Annotated in this window: 23 protein-coding genes and 1 tRNA gene; 13 read left to right on the plus strand and 11 right to left on the minus strand. The window is 36.5% G+C overall.

Going from position 1 to position 23,482, the window contains the following annotated elements; translation table 11 throughout:
* The first annotated feature begins 27 nt into the window (after positions 1-27).
* Both I6U50_RS00320 and I6U50_RS00325 read left to right on the plus strand, forming a co-directional pair.
* On the plus strand, positions 28-273 hold the full coding sequence (locus tag I6U50_RS00320) for a putative signal transducing protein (protein WP_198637450.1): 246 nt from the start codon (positions 28-30) through the stop codon (positions 271-273).
* The gene (locus tag I6U50_RS00325; protein ID WP_193710543.1) at positions 266-457 is read left to right on the plus strand and encodes a hypothetical protein; all 192 of its coding nucleotides are present in this window, start codon (positions 266-268) and stop codon (positions 455-457) included. The genes I6U50_RS00320 and I6U50_RS00325 overlap by 8 nt, the downstream gene beginning before the upstream one ends.
* Positions 458-548: 91 nt before the next feature.
* Here the strand turns inward: I6U50_RS00325 and I6U50_RS00330 are convergent, their stop codons facing one another.
* Positions 549-1,559, minus strand: coding sequence for a 3-oxoacyl-ACP synthase III family protein (locus tag I6U50_RS00330; protein WP_193710542.1), 1,011 nt, complete (start codon positions 1,557-1,559; stop codon positions 549-551).
* A 172-nt stretch (positions 1,560-1,731) separates the two neighbouring features.
* On the opposite strand from I6U50_RS00330, the gene I6U50_RS00335 reads away from it, so the two are divergent.
* On the plus strand, positions 1,732-4,191 hold the full coding sequence (locus tag I6U50_RS00335) for a S9 family peptidase (RefSeq protein ID WP_198637451.1): 2,460 nt from the start codon (positions 1,732-1,734) through the stop codon (positions 4,189-4,191).
* 259 nt (positions 4,192-4,450) lie between these two features.
* Here the strand turns inward: I6U50_RS00335 and I6U50_RS00340 are convergent, their stop codons facing one another.
* Positions 4,451-5,761: an ABC1 kinase family protein gene (locus I6U50_RS00340; RefSeq protein WP_198637452.1), complete on the minus strand. Its 1,311-nt coding sequence runs from the start codon at positions 5,759-5,761 to the stop codon at positions 4,451-4,453.
* Between the two features lie 21 nt (positions 5,762-5,782).
* Positions 5,783-6,451 (minus strand): TetR family transcriptional regulator C-terminal domain-containing protein, encoded by a 669-nt coding sequence (locus I6U50_RS00345; RefSeq protein WP_198637453.1) that lies wholly within the window; start codon positions 6,449-6,451, stop codon positions 5,783-5,785.
* A gap of 221 nt (positions 6,452-6,672) precedes the next feature.
* Here I6U50_RS00345 and htpG point away from each other — a divergent pair, with 221 nt between their 5' ends.
* Positions 6,673-8,559 (plus strand): molecular chaperone HtpG, encoded by a 1,887-nt coding sequence (htpG, locus tag I6U50_RS00350; protein ID WP_198637454.1) that lies wholly within the window; start codon positions 6,673-6,675, stop codon positions 8,557-8,559.
* Between the two features lie 177 nt (positions 8,560-8,736).
* On the opposite strand, the gene I6U50_RS00355 is transcribed toward htpG, so the two are convergent.
* The gene (locus I6U50_RS00355; protein ID WP_198637455.1) at positions 8,737-10,902 is read right to left on the minus strand and encodes a response regulator; all 2,166 of its coding nucleotides are present in this window, start codon (positions 10,900-10,902) and stop codon (positions 8,737-8,739) included.
* A 182-nt stretch (positions 10,903-11,084) separates the two neighbouring features.
* On the opposite strand from I6U50_RS00355, the gene I6U50_RS00360 reads away from it, so the two are divergent.
* Together I6U50_RS00360 and I6U50_RS00365 are read left to right on the plus strand one after the other, a co-directional pair.
* On the plus strand, positions 11,085-11,444 hold the full coding sequence (locus I6U50_RS00360; RefSeq protein WP_198628238.1) for a DoxX family protein: 360 nt from the start codon (positions 11,085-11,087) through the stop codon (positions 11,442-11,444).
* 3 nt (positions 11,445-11,447) lie between these two features.
* Positions 11,448-12,032 carry an alpha-ketoglutarate-dependent dioxygenase AlkB family protein gene (locus tag I6U50_RS00365; RefSeq protein WP_198637456.1) on the plus strand — a complete coding sequence of 195 codons (585 nt, stop codon included), beginning with the start codon at positions 11,448-11,450 and terminating at the stop codon, positions 12,030-12,032.
* 53 nt (positions 12,033-12,085) lie between these two features.
* On the opposite strand, the gene I6U50_RS00370 is transcribed toward I6U50_RS00365, so the two are convergent.
* Entirely contained in the window at positions 12,086-12,868 is a 783-nt protein-coding gene (locus I6U50_RS00370; RefSeq protein WP_198637457.1) for a S1/P1 nuclease, read from the minus strand.
* Between the two features lie 119 nt (positions 12,869-12,987).
* On the opposite strand from I6U50_RS00370, the gene I6U50_RS00375 reads away from it, so the two are divergent.
* From I6U50_RS00375 to I6U50_RS00405, 7 genes are all read left to right on the plus strand, one after another.
* Entirely contained in the window at positions 12,988-13,848 is an 861-nt protein-coding gene (locus I6U50_RS00375) for an SPFH domain-containing protein (RefSeq protein WP_198637458.1), read from the plus strand.
* 91 nt (positions 13,849-13,939) lie between these two features.
* Positions 13,940-14,887 carry an alpha/beta hydrolase family protein gene (locus I6U50_RS00380; protein WP_198637459.1) on the plus strand — a complete coding sequence of 316 codons (948 nt, stop codon included), beginning with the start codon at positions 13,940-13,942 and terminating at the stop codon, positions 14,885-14,887.
* The gene (locus I6U50_RS00385) at positions 14,884-15,051 is read left to right on the plus strand and encodes an Arc family DNA binding domain-containing protein (protein ID WP_070053311.1); all 168 of its coding nucleotides are present in this window, start codon (positions 14,884-14,886) and stop codon (positions 15,049-15,051) included. Before I6U50_RS00380 ends, I6U50_RS00385 begins: the two co-directional genes overlap by 4 nt.
* Complete coding sequence (locus I6U50_RS00390) at positions 15,051-15,872, plus strand: HAD family hydrolase (RefSeq protein ID WP_198637460.1); 822 nt, start codon at positions 15,051-15,053, stop codon at positions 15,870-15,872. Before I6U50_RS00385 ends, I6U50_RS00390 begins: the two co-directional genes overlap by 1 nt.
* 63 nt (positions 15,873-15,935) lie before the next feature.
* On the plus strand, positions 15,936-17,201 hold the full coding sequence (locus I6U50_RS00395; protein WP_198637461.1) for a DUF819 family protein: 1,266 nt from the start codon (positions 15,936-15,938) through the stop codon (positions 17,199-17,201).
* A gap of 148 nt (positions 17,202-17,349) precedes the next feature.
* Positions 17,350-18,111, plus strand: a complete 762-nt coding sequence (locus I6U50_RS00400; RefSeq protein ID WP_198637462.1) for a DUF4369 domain-containing protein — start codon at positions 17,350-17,352, stop codon at positions 18,109-18,111.
* Between the two features lie 170 nt (positions 18,112-18,281).
* On the plus strand, positions 18,282-19,556 hold the full coding sequence (locus I6U50_RS00405) for an L-lactate MFS transporter (RefSeq protein WP_198637463.1): 1,275 nt from the start codon (positions 18,282-18,284) through the stop codon (positions 19,554-19,556).
* Between the two features lie 213 nt (positions 19,557-19,769).
* Here I6U50_RS00405 and I6U50_RS00410 read toward each other — a convergent pair.
* The 6 genes from I6U50_RS00410 to I6U50_RS00435 all read right to left on the minus strand — a co-directional run bounded on the left by I6U50_RS00410 (position 19,770) and on the right by I6U50_RS00435 (position 23,272).
* A tRNA-Thr gene (locus I6U50_RS00410) sits at positions 19,770-19,843 on the minus strand.
* Positions 19,844-19,852: 9 nt separating this feature from the next.
* On the minus strand, positions 19,853-20,116 hold the full coding sequence (locus I6U50_RS00415) for a hypothetical protein (RefSeq protein ID WP_193710528.1): 264 nt from the start codon (positions 20,114-20,116) through the stop codon (positions 19,853-19,855).
* Positions 20,117-20,180: 64 nt separating this feature from the next.
* Positions 20,181-20,639: a peroxiredoxin gene (locus I6U50_RS00420; protein WP_198637464.1), complete on the minus strand. Its 459-nt coding sequence runs from the start codon at positions 20,637-20,639 to the stop codon at positions 20,181-20,183.
* A complete protein-coding gene (locus I6U50_RS00425) occupies positions 20,640-21,050 on the minus strand; it encodes a 6-pyruvoyl trahydropterin synthase family protein (protein ID WP_193710526.1) in 411 nt (136 codons plus the stop codon).
* Positions 21,050-21,565, minus strand: a complete 516-nt coding sequence (gene idi, locus I6U50_RS00430; protein ID WP_198628247.1) for an isopentenyl-diphosphate Delta-isomerase — start codon at positions 21,563-21,565, stop codon at positions 21,050-21,052. Before idi ends, I6U50_RS00425 begins: the two co-directional genes overlap by 1 nt.
* A 108-nt stretch (positions 21,566-21,673) precedes the next feature.
* The gene (locus I6U50_RS00435) at positions 21,674-23,272 is read right to left on the minus strand and encodes an OmpA family protein (protein WP_198637465.1); all 1,599 of its coding nucleotides are present in this window, start codon (positions 23,270-23,272) and stop codon (positions 21,674-21,676) included.
* Positions 23,273-23,482 lie beyond the last annotated feature (210 nt).

A 23,482-nucleotide genomic window follows, 5' to 3' on the forward strand; every position in this document is an offset into this window, starting at 1 on the left:
TTTAGATAGGACTAAAAACTAGAAATTATGAGTTCAAAAGAATCTTACGTACGCGTGTATACAGGTTCTGAAACCAATGTTCAATACTTGCAGGAAATTTTTGATAAAGCCGGAATTTCTTCCCGGGTTAGAAATGATTTTGATTCGGGCTTGCGCGCCGGATTTGGTGGCGGTTTACCGGGGCAGGTACAGCTGTTTGTAGTAAAAAATCATTTTGATGAAGCTTTAAAAATAGCAAAAACAACCTTCCCAAAAGATTATAAAGATGAGTAACCTCAAAGGAGGAAAACGCAACAAGTGGTACTTAATATTGGGAATTATTTTTCTTGTATACGGTACTTATAGGCTCTACACCCACTTAACAGCCGCAGAAACCGATAATTTTGGATCTATTCTGGCAGTTGGCTTTATTGTTTTTGGGATTTACGACCTTTTTAGATACTTTAAAAAAGTATAACTAAAAATGCATACCAATAAAAAATGCTGTCTTTAAATAAACAGGCTTAAAGACAGCATTTTTTTATTTATTAAGATCAACAACATTAGCTTTACCAGCTTATAACCGCACTTGCCCAGGTAAATCCGCTACCAAAAGCAGCAAGCACTACTACATCCTCATCTTTAACTTTTCCTTTCTCCCAGGCTTCGCATAACGCAATAGGAATAGATGCCGCAGTGGTATTTCCGTATTTCTGAATATTGTTATAAACCTGATCATCGCTTAATTTAAATTTCTGTTGAATATATTGGGAAATACGCAAATTTGCCTGATGTGGTATTAGCATATCAATATCCTTAACTTCCAGGCCATTGGCGTTTAATCCTTCCATAATCACTTCAGAAAATCGCTGAATCGCATTTTTAAAAACAAATTGACCATTCATATAAGGATAATAAGGGATATCGTCTCCCTGCGGATTTTCAGCTATAATCTCAGGAACCCAATGCTCTGTACTTGGTCCTTTTAAAGAAAGTTCCAGGGCGTGTTTTCCTTCAGAATGCAAATGGGTAGAGAGAATTCCCTCACCGTTATGGTCACTTCTGGTTAGGACCACTGCTCCCGCTCCATCTCCAAAAATTACAGAAACCGAGCGACCACGCGTAGTAAAATCAAGTCCACCACTATGGTTCTCGCTACCAATAACCAGTACATTCTTATACATTCCGGTTTTTATAAATTGATCGGCCGTTGAAAGCGCATATATAAAACCACTACATTGGTTTCTTACATCTAAAGCCGGGCAGGTATTAATATCCAGCATTTCCTGTACCTGAACGCCACAACCTGGGAAATAATAATCGGGGCTTAGGGTAGCAAATACAATAAGGTCTATATCATCCTTATCAATTTTAGCACGCTCAATAGCAATTTTAGCAGCTTTTACACCCATGATAGCGGTAGAATTACCATCGCCCTTTTTAATATGACGCCGTTCTTTTATTCCGGTCCTTTCCTGAATCCACTCATCGTTGGTGTCCATAACTTTCGCCAAATCATCGTTAGTAACAACATTTTCTGGCACATAACTCCCAACTCCGGCTATTTTAGATTGATACATATTCTATTGTTTAGTATATTTAGACTTTAGTCGAATTAAATGTAATAAAAATGAAGAATACAATATAATAAATAACCCGCGCTAATGAGACATTTAAATCTTTATTATCGGGTTAATATTAGTAGTATTATGCTTTTACACATTTTTATTCCATTTTAAAAACCACACATTTATGAAAAAAACTATCTTAAGTATTTTTAGCTTTATGCTATGCTTTCCTGCACTCATTGCCCAGGAAGACTTAACTTACCAAAAACCACCCAAAGAGATTCTTGAACTGGTAGATGTACCCCTGGCCCCTTCAACTATTTTAGATAGTGACGGTGAAATGATGGTATTTCTATATCGCGATCAATATAAGTCTATCGCCGAGCTTAGCGAAGAAGAATTAAGACTTGGCGGATTACGAATTAACCCCGTTACCAATATAAATAGCCGGGCAAGATATTATAAGAACTTAAAGGTAAAGTCTATTGATGCAAAAAGTGCCACCCAGGTAAAAGGCTTACCAGAAAATGCTCGTTTAGCTAATTTTAGTTGGTCTCCAGATGAATCGAAAATAGCTTTCACCCATACTAGCAATAAAGGAGTAGAACTTTGGGTATTACACCTTAAAGATGCCAGGGCGCAAAAATTAACCGAAGCAAAGCTTAATGCTAATATGCGGGATGCAACAAACTGGTTTAAAGATAATTCTTCAATTTTGGTGAAAATGCTTCCTGAAGATCGTAAAGATTTAATAGATACTGAAACTGCGGTTCCCACGGGTCCCACTATTTCTGTAAGCGATGGAGAAAAAGCGCAAAATCGAACTTACCAGGATTTACTTAAAAACCCAAACGACGAATATAATTTTGAGCAATTGGCACGTTCAGAATTGGTAAAAGTAAACCTGGACGGTACTTCAGAAAAATGGATGGATGCTAAAATGTATAGTAGCATTTCGTTTTCTCCCAATGGGGAATATATAATGGTGAACCATATTAAAAAGCCATTTTCTTATTTGGTTCCTTATTACAGGTTCCCTTCAGAAACAAACATTTTTACTGCAAACGGAGAACTGGTAAACAAAGTTAACGAAGAGCCCTTATTGGAAGATCTTCCCAAAGGTTTTATGGCTACCCAAACCGGAAGAAGAAATTTACAGTGGCGTAGCGATAAACCGGCCAGCCTGATTTATGTAAAAGCCTTAGACGAAGGAGATCCTGAGGTTGAAGTAGAATTTAGGGATGAAGTTTTTGTTTTAGAAGCGCCCTTTAGCGGTGAAGGAAATTCAATCCTTAAAACCAAAGATCGTTTTTCAGGGATTACCTGGGGCAATGATGAAATTGCCATAGCAAACGATTATTGGTGGAATACCCGTAATACCAGGACTTACGTCTTTAATCCCTCTAAACCATCAGAAACACCTGAAATAATTTTTGATAGAAACTATCAGGATCGTTACAGCGACCCGGGAAGATTTGTGACTACCAAAAACGAATTCGGGCAAAGTATTTTAAAACTGGATGATGAAGATGCTTTCTTACTGGGCGCAGGTTATAGCGAGGAAGGTCAATTCCCTTTTGCCGATAAAATAGATTTGGAAAATGGCAAAACCGAACGTTTATACCAATCTGATTATAACGATAAAAAAGAAACCCTTGTAGAAGCTTTAGATATTGAAAAAGGGGAAATCCTGGTAAGAATCGAATCGGCCACCGAATATCCCAATTATTATATTAGGGATATTGACAAAAAGGATGATATCACCCAAATTACTTCTTTCGAAAATCCTTTTAAAAGCCTTGAAAATGTAAGCAAAGAAGTAATTACTTACGAACGCGAAGATGGATTAGAATTAAACGGAACACTTTATCTTCCTGCCGGATTTGACAAAGAAAATCCCGAAGAACATCCTATGATCGTTTGGGCTTACCCAAGAGAATACAAGGATAAAAATTCGGCTTCACAGAATACTTCAAATGCAAACGACTTCACGTACCCTTATTATGGTTCGCCAATTTATTGGGTGAATCGTGGTTATGTGGTGTTAGATGATGCGGCTTTTCCTATTATTGGAGAAGGTAAGGAGGAACCCAACGATAGTTTTAGAGAGCAGTTGGTAGCAAACGGAAAAGCGGCTATAGATGCGGTTGCCGAAATGGGTTACGTAGATAGGGATCGTGTTGCCGTAGGTGGCCATAGTTATGGTGCATTTATGACTGCCAACTTATTATCACATTCTAATTTATTTGCTGCAGGCATTGCCAGAAGTGGTGCCTATAACAGAACCCTTACTCCGTTTGGATTTCAAAGTGAAGAAAGAAGTTATTGGGAAGCCCCCGAGGTCTATTACAATATGTCTCCTTTTATGCACGCCGATAAGATGAAAACACCTCTTTTATTGATTCACGGGGAAGCCGATAATAACTCAGGTACCTACCCTATGCAAAGTGAACGTTATTTTAACGCTTTAAAGGGGCTGGGTGCTACTGCACGTTTAGTTATGTTGCCAAAGGAAAGCCATGGGTATAGCGCAAAAGAATCTGTTTTGCATGTGCTTTGGGAGCAGGATGAATGGTTGGAAAAATATGTGAAAAATAAAAAAGAAGCCGAAAATATTGAAGCTTCAGAGGAAATGAAAGATTAAAATTTTAGGCTCTATAGCTTAATTAGGCTGTTTGGGACGCTTTTTTCCGTCAAGTTGAACTTGTCTTCAGCTTCTAACCTGAATATAGTAATCGACTTATTAGATCCTGAAATAAATCCAGGATGACGTTTTTAAAAGCTTTCCAGACAGCCTTTTTATTTCATAAGTCAGTTAGGTTTGGAAATAGGAAAAGCGCTATTACCATGTAGGGATGGTAACAACGCTCTTCCACAACCTAACCAATAAATAAAACCAACAACTATGACATATAATTGCGGAACTTATTAACCTCTATCTTCGCCTGGAGATCGTGCAATAAATTGTATAAACCAAAAAAGGTGCGGTTTATATACAAAAAGTGCTTACTTCCCCTATTTCCATTCATTTTTCGCAATTCGGTATCATTGCTATATTTTTCGCTAAGAGTTGTAATTGAATTCCAAAAAATTTCGTCTGCAAAATCAAAATTCTCTTCATGAAATGGACTTGTAAATAAGCTGAGCATTTCATAAAACAACGCTGAAAAATATTTAATTTCACGCTCTGAATCGTCTTCCCTTAATATTTCCAGTTCAAATAACTTAGCATTAAAAAATTCCGGATTATTAATATTTTCTTTATTTGCCAATTCAAAATAAGGCACATAAAAATCTTCGGGCACTTTTTTAATACAGCCAAAATCTATAGCAATTAGATTAGCCTCTTTATCAATAAGGAAGTTTCCGGGATGCGGGTCGGCGTGTACTTCTTTTAAACCGTGCATCTGGTACATATAAAAATCCCAAAGAGCCTGCCCTACCTTATTTGCTTTGCTTTGGTCGGTATTTTCCTTTGCAAATTCACTTAAATGTTTTCCGTTCATCCAGTCCATCGTAATAATTCGCTCACTGGACAACTCTTCATAATATTTCGGAAATTTAAGATTGGGAATATGTGCGCAGGCTTCAGAAATTTCTTTACTCTGTTTTACCTCCAGGATATAATCGGTTTCTTCCAATAATTTTCCTTCAACCTCCTTAAAGTACTTTGCGGAATCTTTACCCTGAAGATTAAACATTCTGGTAGCAATAGGTTTTACCATTGCCAAATCTGAACTTATACTATCTGCGACACCGGGGTATTGAATTTTCACAGCAAGTTTTTTCCCATCTTTTTCGGCTTTATGAACCTGACCAATACTGGCAGCATTAACAGATTCACTCGCAAATTTATCGTATAAATCTTCAGGGTAAGCCCCATTATATTTTTTAAAAGTTTTTCTAACCAAAGGTGCAGAAAGCGGTGGCACACTAAATTGAGCCAAACTAAATTTTTCTACGTAGGCATTGGGTAAAAGGCTTTTTTCCATAGAAAGCATTTGCGCTACTTTAAGCGCGCTTCCTTTTAAGCTTTTAAGACTATCATAAATATCATCGGCATTGCTTTGGTCTAACTCATCTCTTGTATAATCGGGATTAAAAGCTTTTTTACTGTAATATTTAAGATAATTGCCCCCTAGCTTCACCCCTGTTTGCATCAGTTTTGAAGTACGGCCAATTTTACCTGTTGGTATTTTATCTATTGTTTTCATAGTTACTAGATGTAGGCTTTATTATGCCATTTTCTCTTTCCATAGAAACTTCCCCAGATCTATTACCCTTTCTAACGGGGTATTGTCAAATACATCAAAAACCGTATTCACTGACTTTTCTATGGCGACATCGGTGCTCTCAAATTGGGCAGAATTATCATCCATCCAAAATTTCATTAAGAACATAAGTTGTACCCAGGCCGCTTCCGAAAATATCTTTTCTGGTTGTTGCAATGCCTGAATGTTTTTCTCTGCATTGGCATCCTCAATTAACTCGGCCGCAAAAGATTTTACATTTTTCCTTAAACCTTTCAATTGCTGCAGGTTTTTAAGTTGGTTCTCGTGCTCCTTTAAAGAAAATAAAACATAACTTCTGTTGGCGGTTAGCATTTCAAAAAATGTGTAGAAAAAGGTGAGCATTTTTTCGCGGCTAGAAAAAGTTTCAAACTCAGGGCTTTTCTGAAGTACATTGATAGTATGCTCGTAAAAACGCTCCCAAATTCCTTTTTGCAAACCTTCTAAGCTTCCGTAGAAATTGTAAAATTCCTCCTCCTTCATCTTATTCTCCTTACAAAATTTATAAACCGTTTTTGGACGCTTCTCTTCCTCCAGCACGTAATCCATATATAAGGAAATAAGCTTATCTTTATCTAACGTTTTTTTTGTTGTTGATTTTTTTGCTGTAGCCATAATTAATTTTCTTTCTTCAAAGATATAATTTTGTTTAATCTTTATTTCATAATATTAAACAAAATGTTTGTTAAAAATCTTATTGGTTAATTTGTAGTTCAGGAGTTTAGACGCTTTCATCAATTTCACATTACAACTTATGCCAGTTTGTCAGCGTAGTTTTAATGGTATTTTTTTTGACTATAAAAAGAGAACATTAAAATTTATTAAAACAAACATATATGGCAACCGGAAAAATCAATGTTTCTGTAGAGAACATTTTTCCACTGATAAAGAAATTTCTTTACAGTGATCACGAGATCTTTTTAAGGGAGTTAATCTCTAATGCGACTGACGCTACCTTAAAATTAAAACACCTCACCGATATTGGCGAGACCGATGTAGCATACGGTAACCCGGTTATTGAGGTAAAAGTAGATAAGGAAGGCAAGAAACTTCACGTTATAGACCAGGGAATTGGAATGACTAAAGATGAAGTTGAAAAATATATTAACGAAGTAGCTTTCTCTGGAGCTGAAGAGTTTCTTGAAAAGTATAAAGATACTGCCAAAGACAGCGGAATTATTGGCCATTTCGGTCTTGGTTTTTACTCTGCTTTTATGGTGGCCAACAAAGTAGAAATTATCACCAAGTCTTATAAAGACGAACAGGCTGCACATTGGGTATGTGAAGGAACAACCGATTTCACCCTTGAAGATGCCGACAAAAAAGAGCGGGGAACAGAAATTATTCTTCATATAAACGAAGAAGATGAAGAGTTTCTGGAAGAAAACAGAATTCAGGAATTATTGGTAAAGTATAATAAGTTTATGCCTGTTCCAATTAAATTTGGTACTAAGGAAGAAACTTTACCCCTTCCCGAAGATGCGCCTGAAGATGCAAAACCAGAGACCAAAACGGTAGACAATATTATCAATAATCCTGCACCGGCCTGGACAAAACAGCCCACCGATTTAGAGGATGAAGATTATAAAAATTTCTACCGCGAATTGTATCCTATGCAATTTGAAGATCCTTTGTTCCATATTCACCTAAACGTAGATTACCCGTTTAATCTTACCGGAATTCTTTACTTCCCTAAGATGACGCAGGATATGAATATACAGAAGGATAAAATTCAGCTATATCAAAACCAGGTTTTTGTAACCGATAATGTTGAAGGAATTGTTCCTGAATTTTTAACTATGCTTCGCGGAGTTATAGATTCTCCAGACATCCCTTTAAATGTTTCACGTTCTTACCTGCAAGCCGATGGTGCTGTTAAAAAGATTTCCAGCTATATTACCCGTAAGGTAGCCGATAAACTAAAATCTCTTTTCAATAACAATCGTGAAGATTTTGAGCAAAAATGGAACGATATTAAAATTGTTATTGAATACGGAATGCTTTCTGAGGATAAATTTTATGAAAAAGCCCAGAAGTTTGCCCTTTATCCAAGCGTAGACAATGCTTATTATACATTTGAAGAATTGCAGGAGAAAATAAAAGATAACCAAACCGATAAGGATGGAAATCTTGTGGTATTATACGCTTCAAACCAGGATGAGCAACATAGTTATATTGATGCGGCCAAAGCCAAAGGATATGAAGTATTGTTATTAGATTCTCCAATTATATCTCACCTGCTTCAAAAAATGGAAGGTGAAAAAGAGAAAATTTCTTTTGTTCGTGTAGACTCAGATCAGGTAGATAACCTCATCAAAAAAGATGAAGAAAAAGTGTCTAAACTTTCTGATGAAGAAAAGGAGAAACTAAAAGGAGATTTTGAAAGGGTTATTCCGAAGGAAAAATATACCATACAAATGGAAGCCATGGATAGTGATGCCGCTCCATTACTAATTACCCAACCAGAATTTATGCGCCGAATGAAGGAAATGCAGCAAACCGGTGGTGGGGGTATGTTTGGTATGGGCAATATGCCTGAAATGTACAATTTAGTGGTAAATACCAATCACCCGTTAATCTCTGAGATTCTAAATACTAAAACCGAGAAGAAACAGGATCGCTTAATTAAGCATTCGTTAGATCTTGCCAGGTTATCCCAAAACTTACTTAAAGGAGAAGAACTTACCAATTTCGTAAAACGCAGTTTTGAAATGGTAAAGTAATTTCTTTTAAGAAAGAAACTCTATAAAAGGCCTGGAAAGTCTTGTAATCGTCAAGCTAAACTCGTTTCAGCTTCTAACATCTTAGATCCTGAAACGGGTTCAGGATGACGAAAGAAACAGCTTTCCAGGCCTTTTTATTTTACAGAAGTTTGGGAAGATATATGGAAAATAAAAAGCTTAATTCTTAGAAACAGCTTCAATATTAGCGCTCAAATTTCGGTTAACAATTTGGTAGAAGCGTTCTATATCATAAGGTTTCACAATAATATCGTTCATCCCCGAAGCATAAATCTCATTTCTAACCTCTTCTATTTCTACAGCTGTTAAGGCAACAATTGGCACTAACTTATTAAATTCTCTTATACGCTCGGTAGTTTCCATACCATTAATTCCCGGCATATTTAGATCCATTAATATTAGATCAAAATTTTCAGCAGAGGCCTTTTCAATAGCTTCCACCCCATTTGAAGCTACAATACATTCAAAATTTTGCTTTTCAAGAATCCTTCTTGTAACTACCTGGTTTATTTTATTGTCATCTACAACAAGAATTTTTTGTACTCGTTTTAGGTTATCGAGATAAACTTCATGGGCAAAACCCGCTTCTTTAGAAGGAGCCTTATCTTCTTTAAGACTAAGACTAAAGCAAAAAAGTGCGCCTTCACCTTCCTTACTTTTTAAATGAATTTGAGAGTTAAACAATTCCAGTAAACGTTTAACAATAGGCAAGCCCAGCCCAGTGCCCTGATAATTATAATTTGCTGCCCTAAGTTGTGAAAACTCCTCGAAAATTAATTTTTGTTTACTTTTTGGTATACCAATTCCATTATCCTTAACCTCAAAATATATAACAGCCCTATCATCTACCCTGGCCTGCAATTTTATACTAATATAAATATCTCCATTCTCGGTAAATTTCACCGCATTACCAACAAGGTTCATAAGTATCTGGGACAAACGCACAGGATCACCAATTAAATTTTCCGGTATATCTTCATCTATAAAGTAATGTACTTTATTATTATTTTGAAGTCGGGTAAACTCAAAAGTATTCACAATACTGAGTACTAATTCCTTTAAATTAAATGGAATATTCTCCAGTTTTACCTGTTTAGACTCCATTTTATTCATTTGTAACACATCGTTAATAAGGGCGAGCAGATAATCGGCTGAAAATTTCAAAGACTTTAAATCACTTTCATGTTTTTTCAGGCTTTTATCGTCTAATAATAAAGAGGCTAATCCCACCACGCCATACAATGGTGTACGCAACTCATGGCTAACTGTAGAGAAAAACTCGGTTTTCAATTTAGAGAGACGTTCTGCATTATCACGGGCGTCTACCAGTTGGTTATTCTTTTCTTTTAATTGATGGATAAGCTTTTTTCTATCCTGATTAATCTTATTTAAGATAAGTAGGGTAATAATAAGTATTAGGGAAGCTACCACCATAATTAGGATCTTCTCGGTAGATCTACTTATTAATTCATCCTGGTAAGCCTGTTCTTTTTTGGAAATTTCAAGATTACGGCGGTACTCATTTACATCAAAACGCGCATTAGCAGCTTCAATTTGTGCCAGCTTATCTTTTTCAAATAACTGTGCCTTATAATTATCATATTTTTCCAGGCTTTTATAAGCCGCTTCAAACTCACCTTTCTCAAACAACATAGCCGCAAAATCTTTACAAATTAAAGATGCCGGCAATATTAAAGAATCTGCTTCTGCTAGTTGTAATCCCTGGGTAAAATAATAGCTAGCAGAGTCTAGTTTATTTGTTTTATGATGATACCTTCCTAACAACATATACAGTTGAGAACGAGTGTTATTATTCTTAATGTCCCCTAACAGCCTTAGAGACTCTTTAAGGTAGGGATAAGCTTGTGAGTATTTACCATCATCTATAAAAGTCCAGGCAATATTTATGGTAGGTGCTAATTTTTTATCGGGAATTTTCAAACTGTCGGCCAAATCAATTACCCTATTATAATAAGCTATCCCTTTTTTTGCACTACCTTTTTCTTCAGCATATACATTGCCAAGGTTATTGTAAATATAAATTAATAAAGTATCGTTCTCGAGATTGTGGGCAATATCCAGGGCTTTTAGGTAATTAGATTTTGCTCTTTGATTATCCTTTAATTGGTTATAAGCATTACCCAAATAATTATGGGCGTGAAACTTATAATAATCGGCATCAGAGTTTTCGGCACCTTCAAGAAGAAGATAAGCATTCTCTACCCCATCTTTATAATTATATTTAAGCAGGTTTTCTCTGGTAATATCAACTAAAATCTCAAGGCTATCTTTAGAAATAGCCCCGGTATTCTGCGCAAAAAGCAAATTAACACTTAGTAAACAAAAAAGAATTAAGGGATAATTATGTTTCAATATTTCAGCAAGTTAGTAGATAGAAGAATCCATAAATCTACTATAATTTTAGGAAATATGCAATATTTTTAGTATAAGTTAGATAATACTATAAAAACCTACAATCCTTTCAGATATATTTTTATCTTTAAAAAATGCAATATCCCTGGCACCTTTATCTTATGGGCACGATGTATATCGTAGCCGGAATAATTCACTTTATTAAACCAAAAATGTATATGCGCATTATGCCACGCTATTTACCTGCTCACAAAGCATTGGTTTTATTAAGCGGCCTGGCCGAAATATTTCTTGGTTTTTCATTATTTTTTCCGGTTACCAAAGATCTTGCGATATATGGAATAATATTAATGCTGCTAGTGTTCCTACTGGTTCATTTCTACATGCTTTCTTCTAAAAAAGCAGGAGCAGGAATCCCTAAATGGGCTTTAATTCTAAGAATCCCACTACAATTTTTTCTTATATATTGGGCCTGGTTCTATTTACAATTTTAAGAAATGAAGTCTGAAGTTTTTAGTTTGCCAGATGCCGAGCTGGAGTATTTCCCCAATTTTGTTAATAAAGAGAAAGCTAATTTATTGTTCCAAAAATTAGTAAATGAAATTCGCTGGCAGCAGCAAAATATTAAATTATTTGGAAAAGAAATCCCCCAACCCCGCTTAACTGCATTTTATGCTGAAAAAGGAATTTCCTATACCTACTCCGGGTTACAATTAAATCCCACGGATTTTTCAGCTGAATTATGGGAATTAAAACAAAAAACCGAAATGCTTTCAGGATTTAGCTTCAACACCTGCCTTGCCAATCTTTACCGCGACGGGAGCGATAGTATGGGGTGGCATGCCGACGATGAGAAAGTTTTAGGCAAAAACCCTGTAATCGCTTCAATTAGTTTTGGAGGTATTAGAAGATTTCAACTTAAACATAAAACCAATAAAGACTTAAAAGAAAGTATTGATCTTAACCACGGAAGCCTGTTAATTATGAAGGGTAGGATGCAGCATTTTTGGAAACACCAACTTCCAAAAACTAAAAAAGAAGTACTACCAAGAATTAACCTTACATTCAGAAAAATAAACTAAAAAGCCATTGTAAACAAGGTTATACAATGGCCTTTTAATGGTTTTATTGTAATCTAACCGTAAATATCGTTTAAAATTTTCGCCAAACGTATGCCTCCTTTTTGTAATTGCTGTAGCACTTCTGGCATATAGTTATACATATATTTATAGCCTAATTTCTCTCCTATTTCGACAGAATCATATAGTTCATTTGCCATTTCTCTAGACTCATAAACCCAATCTATAATTTCGCCTTTTTCAATTTCTTTTATTTGTGCCTTACTAAGTTTACGACTATTCGCAGCAAGCTCTGTATAGCTCATTTGGTACGAATCAATCATCTGGCTATCCCAAACCCTATGAATATTAGAGCCCTTATTGTACCAGCGCACCTGAATATCGTTCCCGCCTTTATCGGCTCCTCTTCCTACATGAAAAGGTTGATGTAAATCCCCTACAAAATGCACCAGCATTTTTAAGTAGAACTGTTTCTCTTCTTTGGTTGCATCTTTGCTTTTTAAAACCTCTTTACATTTTAAAATAGCCTGATATAGATCTCCTTTAGGGTTTGCAGTTTTCTCGTTATATTTTTCCTCATCCGGAGCCAGGTTCACATAATGCCAGGGACCATATTTTCTAAAATCAGGATCACTTTTAATGTCATCGGCATAATTAGCTACAAAGGCCAAACCCTGTCCGTTTAAAATTTTACTTATCGCCTTTTTGGCCTTTTTGTTTAAAAAGTTTTCAGCTATTTCACCGGTAGCACGATGACCTGTTTTTCCCCAGTCGGCTTCATTGGCAAAACTCACATTAATACTAAATAACACAAAAACAAACAATACTATTTTTTTCATCTGTAGAATTTTTACAAATATAATGAAGCCATATTTTTTATGTGTTAAAACTTTTTTAGTTTAAAATTAAAAAAATACTTTTATGATATCATTTTAATATCAACCAATTTTAAAATATCATGACTCAGAAAAAAGAACTCAAGGCATCAAACGGTTATATAATGCTGTTTGTTTTTTTACTATTATTCTTTGGAAGCATTATAAGTTTTGCTATGACCACTAACCCCTGGTTCATTGCGGGAATTATTGTTGCATTATTTATTCTTCCCGGTTTAATTCTGGTAAACCCAAATGAATCCAGGGTACTGCTACTATTTGGAGATTATAAGGGAACGGTAAAACAAAACGGCCTTTTTTGGGTAAATCCTTTTTACACCAAGAAAAAGATTTCGCTTAGGGCCAGAAATTTTGATAGTGAACGCTTAAAGGTGAACGACAAACTGGGAAATCCGGTAATGATTAGCACTATTCTGGTATGGAGGGTTCTCGATACCTACAAAGCCTCTTTCGATGTAAACGACTTTGAAAATTTTGTGGTAGTACAAACTGATGCTGCGGTTAGAAAACTTGCCAGCCTTTATCCTTATGATAATTTTGCAGATGAAGGTTTAGATGAAGATATTACCTTGCGGTCTAGCGTAAATGAAGTAAGCGATGCCCTGGAAAAAGAACTGGAAGAACGTCTAGAAATTGCCGGAATAGAAGTTCTGGAAGCTAGAATTGGGTACCTGGCCTACGCCAATGAAATTGCCAGCGCTATGCTAAAGCGTCAACAAGCTACGGCTATTGTAGCTGCTCGACATAAAATTGTACAGGGCGCTGTGGGAATGGTTGAAATGGCTCTGCACGAATTAAGTGCAAAAGAACTGGTAGATCTTGATGCCGAACGTCGCGCCGCAATGGTGAGTAATTTAATGGTGGTACTTTGTGGTGATAAAGATGCTACCCCGGTGGTAAATGCCGGAACACTAAATCACTAAGCAAATTACCACGTGGCAAACGCACAAGGTCTTGAATACAAAATTTTTTTATTTCGAGTCCAGCCTCGGAGCATTCGATTATCCAAAAAAAATGAAAAACTTAAAACTCAGCATTTTCTTAATTTTTCTCGCAAACTCTGTAGCTTTTGGCCAGGAGGCAAACTTTTCTGAAGAAGAGATTGCTATAGATAAATTTACCGATGGAACTCTCACAATGCCTTCTGATGTTGAAAATCCTTCATTGCTGATTTTTATTCAAGGCTCGGGCTTAACAAATCGTGACGGTAACCAAAGCGGGATGCAAAGTGATTTTGCTAAAAAAATAGCACATCAATTAGCTGGATACGAAATAGCAAGTTTTAGATTCGATAAACGAAGCCTTAAAGCTCAGGAATTAAGCTTAGAATCAATTATCTTTGCCGACTTTATAACCGATGTAGAAAATATTCTGAGGTATTTCAAAAAAGAAAACAAGTTCAGGAATTATATTATTGCCGGGCATAGCCAGGGTTCTTTAATTGGAATGATAGCTGCAAAAGACCATGCTGATGCATTTATTTCTTTAGCCGGGGCCGGCGAAAGTATAGACCGTATTTTGGTAGAACAACTTACTAAACAATTGCCCCAATTTAAAGCTGAACTGCAAAGGAGTTTTGATGAAATAAAGAAAATGGGCAGCACTAAAGAATACCCGGAAATATTCAGTAATATGTTTAATCCTTCTGCACAAAAGTTTCTAGCCTCCTGGATAAATTATGATCCTTCAGAAGAAATTGCCAAACTCAAAATTCCAGTTTTGGTGATAAACGGAACAAATGATGCCCAGGTAAAAGAAGAACAAGCCAAAATTCTACATAACGCAGCTCTTAATTCCGAATTAGTATTATTGGAGAATATGAACCACGTTTTTCGCGAAATAGCTTCTAATGATTTAACTAAAAACTACCAGACATATAATAATCCTGAATTACCCTTGCATCCCGAATTAATTCCGGTTTTAAACGATTTTATTAAAAATCTGGAAAGAAAAGAGAAATGAGTAATAAAAAAGCATTCGCACTTAGAGTTGATGAAAAGATGCTAAAAGCCATTGAAAAATGGGCTGCTGATGAATTTAGGAGCACCAATGGGCAAATTGAGTGGATGCTAAATAAAGCACTAAAAGAAGCAAATAGACATCCAAAGAATAAAAAAGAAGAATAATGCAATATAAAATAGTTTTTTCTGACATTGACGGAACTTTACTAAACCACGATAGAGTTTTATCTCCTACCACCATTTCAACCATAAAAAGCTTAAAAAACGAACTGCCGTTTGTACTTATTTCAGCCCGAATGCCGGCGGCTATGAGACACCTTCAGGAAGATCTGGATATAAACGAGCAACCCATAATTTGCTATAACGGCGGCTTGATATTAGTAAATGGAGAAGCGGTAACATCTACTGAGATTCCAATTAACACATTAGATAAGCTTTGTGATTTCAACAAAAACATCAATTGCCATTTAAGCCTGTATCATAAAGATGAATGGTATGTTCCCGAATACGACCAATGGGCTGCGCGCGAAGAAAACAACACCAAAGTAAAACCTGCGATAAAAGCCAATACCGATGTTCTTGCTTCATGGAAAAATGAAAACAAAGGAGCACACAAAATTATGGCCATGGGTGATGAAGCCCACATAGATAAAATTAAAGACTTTTTATCCCAAAACTTCCCCGATCAGTTACATTTATACCGTTCTAAATCTACCTATCTTGAGATTGCGAACAAAGAAGTATCAAAACTTACGGCGATTCAGTTTTTACTAAAAAACCATTTTAACTTGAGCATTGAAGAAAGTGTTGCTTTTGGTGATAATTACAATGATGTAGAAATGATAAATGGTGTGGGTATGGGAGTAGCAGTTGGAAATGCCCGAAAAGAAGTTCTGGAAGTTGCTAATATTGTAACCCATAACGGCAAAGAAGACGGGGTTGCTAAAAGCTTACAAGAACTGTTTAAATCCTATCTACAGGATTAACGATAATCCCTAAAAAGAGTTTAAGAAAAATTGTATTTTGCCGCCGTTTAAAACCTTTTATTAATGGAAGATACTCCTATTTTCACCAATGATGCTATAGTATTCGGACTTTTAATGCTCGCCCTGGGTTTTGTGTTTATCACTTCATCCAAAAAAGAGGGTTTTTGGAAAAAATTCTATGCTATTGTTCCCGCACTTTTAATGTGCTATTTAATTCCTGCAATCTTTAATTCGTTAGGATTAATAGACGACAGCACCTCCCAGCTTTATTTTGTGGCCAGCCGTTATCTTTTACCTGCTTCCCTGGTTTTAATGACCCTTAGTATAGATTTAAAAGCAATTTTTAATCTTGGCCCAAAAGCTCTTATCATGTTTTTTACAGGTACCGTGGGAATTATTGTTGGTGGCCCACTTGCTATTTTAATCGTCTCAGCTATTTCTCCTGAAACTGTTGGCGGTGTTGGCCCCGATGCTATTTGGCGTGGCCTATCTACCATTGCGGGAAGTTGGATTGGCGGGGGAGCCAACCAGGCTGCGATGCTGGAAATTTACGAATACAACCCTGAACTCTACGGTGGTATGGTACTGGTAGATATAGTAGTTGCCAATTTACTTATGGCAGGTTTACTAATGGGGATTGGAAAAAGTGAAAAAATTGATACCTGGCTAAAAGCTGATAATTCAGCAATAACCGAACTTAAAAACAAAGTCTCCACTTACGCTGAAAGTGTAACCCGCAATCCCAGCTTAGCAGATTACATGGTGATGTTAGCCCTTGCTTTTGTTGCTGTTGGAATTGCCCATTGGGGTGCCGATGAAATATCGGTATACTTATCCTCTAATTTTGAAATTTTTCAGGATAGCAAAAGCGCACTCTCTTCCTTTTCTTCTACATTTTTCTGGATGATCACCATTGCTACAGCTATTGGAATTGGTCTTTCCTTTACAAAACTAAAAACTTATGAAGGTGCAGGAGCCAGTAAAATAGGAAGTATTTTTATTTATATACTTGTAGCTACCATTGGTATGAAGATGGACCTCGGAATGGTTTTCGACAATCCTGGGCTAATAGGTATTGGCTTAATATGGATGTCTATTCACGTTATTTTTCTATTTACAACGGCAAAACTTATTAAAGCTCCGTACTTTTTCCTTGCAGTTGGAAGCCAGGCAAATGTTGGAGGCGCAGCCTCTGCACCCGTGGTTGCAGCAGCATTTCACCCCTCACTTGCCACAGTAGGTGTATTGCTGGCTGTTTTTGGATATGTAGTAGGAACCTATGGTGCAATTCTAACTACTATTTTAATGCAAATCGCCGCCGGGAGTTAGTTTTAAATAGAAATTTATAAGATATTTGCCGCCCAAAGCTGAGCTGAGTTAGCTACCTGGCGACAAACATTTAAGCATAAACCTCTATTATTGAGTAAATATCAGCTTACAACAAGCACTGGATAGAAGAAAGAAAATTATAAAAAAGATGAAAAAAATAAGCATTCTTTTAATAGCTGTTATAACCCTTATTTCCTGTAACAATAAAAAAAGTAATCTTACTGTAAATGCCAATATTGAAGGCCTTAAAAAAGGAACCGTTTATCTTCAGAAAATAGAAGATACACTAATGCTGGATGTGGACTCTGTAGAAGTTAGCGGTAATTCCAATATTACACTTGAAACTTTTATTGAAAGTCCGCAGGTAATGTACCTTTATCTTAAAAAAATAGATAACTCGCAGTACGACGATCGCATAGATTTCTTTGCAGAAGAAGGCCAGGTAACCATTAACACCACACTAGAGAATTTTGTAACCGATGCAAAAATAAGCGGTGCAAAAAATCAGGAAAAGTTGGAAGAGTATCGTAAAATGATGAGTCGCTTTAACGATAAAAACCTGGAGTTAATAAAAGAGAATTTTGAAGCACAGCAATCAGAAAATGAGGAAAAGTTGATTGAGTTAAACAAGCAGTATGAAAGCCTTCTTAAAAGAAAATATCTCTACACCGTTAATTTCGCCATTAATAATAATAACCTTGAAGTAGCTCCATATTTAGCATTGTCTGAAGTTTTTGATGCGAATATCAAATACCTTGATACTATTTATAATTCTTTACAGCCAAAGGTTAAAAAATCTATGTACGGAAAAGAATTAAAAAAATTCTTAAAGGAGAGAAAGACTGAACAAAAAGAGATTGAAAATATAAAGTCTGAAGAAACCAGCAAAGATGAGGAGACAGTGAGCTAATTCAGTCTACATCTAATCATTTTAAAAGTCCGTAGTTAATTAACTACGGACTTTTTTTATTATTAATTTTCAACAATAAGCGCATTTCATATAGATTTTCACAATAAAAACTTATACTTGTTATCGTATTACATACAAAACAATCATTTTATTAAAAACATCATCTACAAATGGACACTACTAAGAAAAATCGTTGGTTAATTGCAGCTTCAGCAGTTTCTATTCACATTTCTATTGGCGCCGCCTATGCCTACAGCGTCTATACACAACCACTTGTAGATATTAAAGGATGGTCTATGGCTTCGGTTACCACTGCTTTTACAATTATGATGGTTTTGGGCGGAGGTTCAGCAGCCTTATTCGGAAAATTTGTAGAAAGAAGCGGGCCAAGAAAATCGGCTATGCTTGCCGCTGTTCTATTTAGCTTAGGCCAGGCAGGTTCCGGTTTAGCTATCTCTATGAATTCCTTAACAGGTTTTCTGTTATCATATGGCTTATTAAGTGGCCTGGGACTGGGTATTGGTTATATAGCACCGGTTTCTACCCTGGTAAAATGGTTTCCAGACAAACGTGGTTTGGCAACTGGAATGGCAGTGCTTGGTTTTGGTACCGGTGCCTTAGCAACCGCCCCAATAGCAGCAAATCTAATAGAGTCTATAGGGATTAGTTACACTTTCTATGTATTGGGAGCTTCCTATTTTGCACTAATGATGCTTGGCGCATCCTATATTGCTCCCCCACCCAAAAACTGGATGCCTGCCCGAATGAAGGAGCTTATAAAAGATGGAACTAAAAAGATTAAAAAAGATTTAACCCAGGCCACCTCAGGAGAGGCGGTTAAAACCAAACATTTTTGGATGTTATGGACTATGATGCTTATCAATACCAGCGCAGGTATTATGATGATCTCGGTAGCTTCTCCCATGGCACAAAGTATTGCAGGCCTCTCAACCGCCTCGGCTGCCACTATGGTTGGCCTCATGGGAATATTTAATGGCGGAGGTAGATTAGGCTGGGCTGCGGCTTCAGATTATATTTCCAGGCCAAAAGTTTTTATTGTCTTCTTTATAATTCAGCTAATTGCTTTTACCACCCTCCCAGTTATTACTTCGGCGTTTATATTCCAAATTTTTATCTTTTTGGTGGTAAGTTGTTACGGCGGTGGTTTTTCTAATCTGCCTGCCTTTATAGGCGATCTCTTTGGAACCAAAGAACTGGGTGCCATTCACGGTTATTTATTAACCACCTGGTCTTTAGGCGGACTTATTGGCCCTACCCTGGTATCGCAAATTTACACAAGAACAGGAAGTTATATTCCGGTGTTTTATGTTTTCACCGGGCTAATAATTATAGCGCTGGTCATCAGTATTTTATTAAATAGAAGTATTAAAAAAGCAAAAGGACAACAGGAAAAATTACAATATGAGACTTCTGTCTCAGAATAGTATGACTGGGGCTGCGCAAAAACCTGCCATATTTTTGATTCGGGATTAAAGATATGAATGATTTGGAGGCTAAAACAATCTGGACTGAACAAGTGATCAAATTCAGTTTAATCCAAACAAGCGTTCAATTTAAGAACGAAAAAACTCCACCTCTCGCGCCCAGAAAAAACTGCATAAAAAAACCTCCCCGAAAAAGGGAGGTTTTTTCTTAAGAGCCGATGGAGGGACTCGAACCCACGACCTGCTGATTACAAATCAGCTGCTCTAGCCAGCTGAGCTACATCGGCCGGTTAATTCTATAACGCATTAATCTTTGCAATAAGGGCTTCAGCTTTCACTTCCAGCTCCTTTTCTATTGCCTTAAAATGCTGTTTTTTATTCTCAACATCTTTTTGATTGATCTTAACGATCAATTCGTCAAAATTAGAGATAGCTTCATCTACAATCGCTTCCGTCTTAGATGCGTCGTCAGGGTTAGCCATTTGATGTATATATGCAGCATCAATAATGTCTCCCATTACATAATTCACATCTCTTTTCAATAATCTTTTACTTGCCATATCACTTAAATTTCGGCTGCGAATTTAGTATATTTTTCGATACAAATAACCAGGTAATCAAAAATTATTTTCCTTGAATTTTCTTTAGGGAGTTAAGTGCCTCGGGAATGTGCTGTGAAGCCCCCATGCTATTAAACCTATGAATTAACTTTTTATCTTTATTAAATACAAAAGTTTCACGCCCCGGGAGCAAACCAAGTAAACCCGGTTTTACACCAAAAGCCTTTCTTGCCCTTTTTTCCTTGTCTGAAAGCAAAACAAAAGGAAGCTTATATTTTGAAGCAAATTTTTTATGGGAGTTTTCATTATCGGTACTTATACCAACAACCTCAGCCCCCAAATCCTGAAATTCCTGATAATGGTCTCTAAAACTACATGCTTCTTTAGTACAGCCCGGAGTAAAATCTTTGGGATAAAAAAATACAACCAGTGCCGTATTTTCCAATCTCGAAAAATGATAGTTCTCTCCTTCCTGATCTTTTAAAGTTAATCGGGGTAATTTATCGCCAAGTTTTAGTGCCATTTATTCTCCTTTATAGGTTACATAATTTCTGGGGGTTTCGTAAAGCGTTATTTCCAGATCTAACTCAGGCTTCAATCGTTTTCTGATCTTGTTCCAAATTATCACGGCTATATTTTCAGCTGTAGGGTTTAGTTCATCAAACGGCTTAACTTCTTTATTTAAGTTCTTATGGTCAAAAGGCACTTCCACCTCTTCATAAATAAGATCTTTAAGTCGTTTTAAATCCATTACAAAACCCGTTTCCTTATCTATTTCACCGGTAACCTTTACAATTAAATCATAATTATGCCCGTGATAATGAGGGTTGCTGCATTTCCCAAAAACTTTCAGGTTTTTCTCATCGCTCCAATCTTTTCGATAAAGCCTATGTGCCGCATTAAAGTGAGCTTTTCTATGTACACTTAACCTCATTATTTAATACTTGAATAATATTTGTCGAAAATAATCTTAAACCATTCGGTATAAAGTTCCGGATTTGTCTTCATATCAGATTTTATTTCATCGAGACTCATCCATTTCCAGCTAGCTACTTCATCTGGATTGGGTTTAGGATCATCTTCATAGTTTCCAATCAGGATATAATCGAATTCATGTTCTGTAAGCCCATTATCAAAAGGAGCTTTATAAATAAAGTTCATAACCTCCTTCAACTCGGTACTAAAGCCCATTTCTTCCTGAAGTCTTCTTTTTCCGGCAGCTACATTACTTTCTCCCTCGCGTTGGTGACTACAGCAGGTATTGGTCCATAAACCCGGAGAATGATATTTATCCAGGGCGCGCTGTTGAATCATCAACTCACCTTTTTTGTTAAAAATGAAAACCGAAAATGCCAGGTGCAACAAGGCTTTTTCGTGTGCTTCAATCTTTTCCATCAAGCCAATTTGCTCGCCTTTCTCGTTAACTAATACTACGTTATCTGTTCCCATGTTTTTCTTTGAATGCCAAATGTACGAAATGAAGTTTGGCTTTTACAAGTCCACATTTCCTAAAATTATGTTGCAATTTTAATTCTCAAATAGGATTATAAAAAACTACTAAAATCCTTTTCGGGAATATACATCACAATTTATACTTAGAATGAATTCTGACCTTCTATTTTTTCTGTGCTCCGCTTCATTACATTCGGTATTATTCCCACAGTGATTAAGCAATGCCGTTTCGCCATAGCCTCTTCCCGAAATACGTGAACCCGAGATGCCTTTTTCAATTAAATATTGAATAGTAGCCTTCACCCTTTTTTCCGAAAGTTGGAGGTTATAAACATCATTCGCCCGGCTATCGGTATGGGATCTTATATCTAACAAAAGTGCCGGATGATCCTTCATGAAATCAGCAATACTGTCCAGGGCCGGTTTATCAGCAAGCCTAATTTCAGCTTTATCCAAATCAAAATGAATGGGGTTTAGCTTTAATGCTGTAATAAGATCGTCACCAACCTTAGTATCCAATATTGGCACACCTTTACTATTTTTAAATTCCAAGGCGTTTTCCCTTCTTTTCACCTCTGCTGCATAAAAACTCCAATTAAAAAAGGCTCGTATAGCAGCAATATTTTCGGGATTTTCACCATATATACTATGCCCGGCCTGATACATTACCAATCCATTTTTAGGGTTCCCATATGCGTGTCCGTAGGCAGTAATTATCGCTGTATCTTCAGAAATCTCAGGAATATCAGGAGCATCGGCATCTATTACAATTTTCTTTGTTTCTTTACGCCATCTGTTTATTTTTTTGGGCAAAAAGATTCTTTCTGAACCATTAAGATGCGCTTTATCGGGGCTACCCATATATTGCGCCACCGGGTCTGCTGGGAATAAGTTTTGAAAGGGCGGAGTTCCATGGCTATGCTTCCTATATGGAATCAACCCAGCACTTTGAGCTCCGGGAAAACCGGCGCTTAAAAAGTTCAGCTGAATAAATGCTGTACTGTCACTATCTTCTGATTTTATATTGCCCGTAAGATTTTCCAGGATACTTACAGCGTGGCACCCAGCCCAAATTGCGCCTTTATATTTTCTGTTCCAAACATACAGGTTCTTATGAGAATGAAATCGCGGATCAGCGTGGGGCATCACAAAAATATCATCACAAACACCCAGGTCTTTCGGTGTTTTCCAATTTCGGCTATCATTCCCACCATAAGCTTGTTCAGGAATATTGGCAGCCTTAAAGAAAGGTACAGCAATATAACCGTTTTCTCTATCTAAAGTCCATTGTGGAGCTATGGATAAACTGGTAAAAACGGGAACCTGAATATCTTCTTCCAAAAATAGGCCTACAATTCCTTTTTCTTCCCAGGTAGTAATTAATTTCTTTACATCTTCGGTTATATAGGAGACCGGAATTATAAATGTACCACCTTTAAAGTTTTTGCCCCCATAGGTAAAATCTGTACCATCTTTTAGCTTATTTGGATTAATAACCCATTTTACTTCAAGTTTTTGATTTTTCAACAAAGTATATAGCAACCCATAGGCTTGCAAAGAGTTTTCGGCAGTTTGTGGGGTAACTCCCATATTAATAACATAGCTCCCCTTTGCTATTTGCTGCCTGGTAGATTGCCCATAAAAATTCAAACTAACTAAAAAAATGGCTAAAAAAACCATTATTATTTTCAAAAAATGCCCCATAATGTAAAATTAATGAATGTTTTCAAAGCCGGAAGCTTTTAATGTTTTTTTGATGCCCATCCGGAAATATTTTATAAAACCACCATTTAAATTATCCCTACTTTTCCTCAAAATAATAGTACTTTTGCGGCGCTTAAGTATTTGGAGGCAAATTACCCCGAGACAGATCTCGGAGCATTAAATTTCAATGATCGCGTAAACTCCGGTAAT

This window comes from Salegentibacter maritimus, from assembly GCF_016236975.1.
In the GTDB taxonomy this organism is placed as follows: Bacteria; Bacteroidota; Bacteroidia; order Flavobacteriales; family Flavobacteriaceae; genus Salegentibacter; species Salegentibacter maritimus.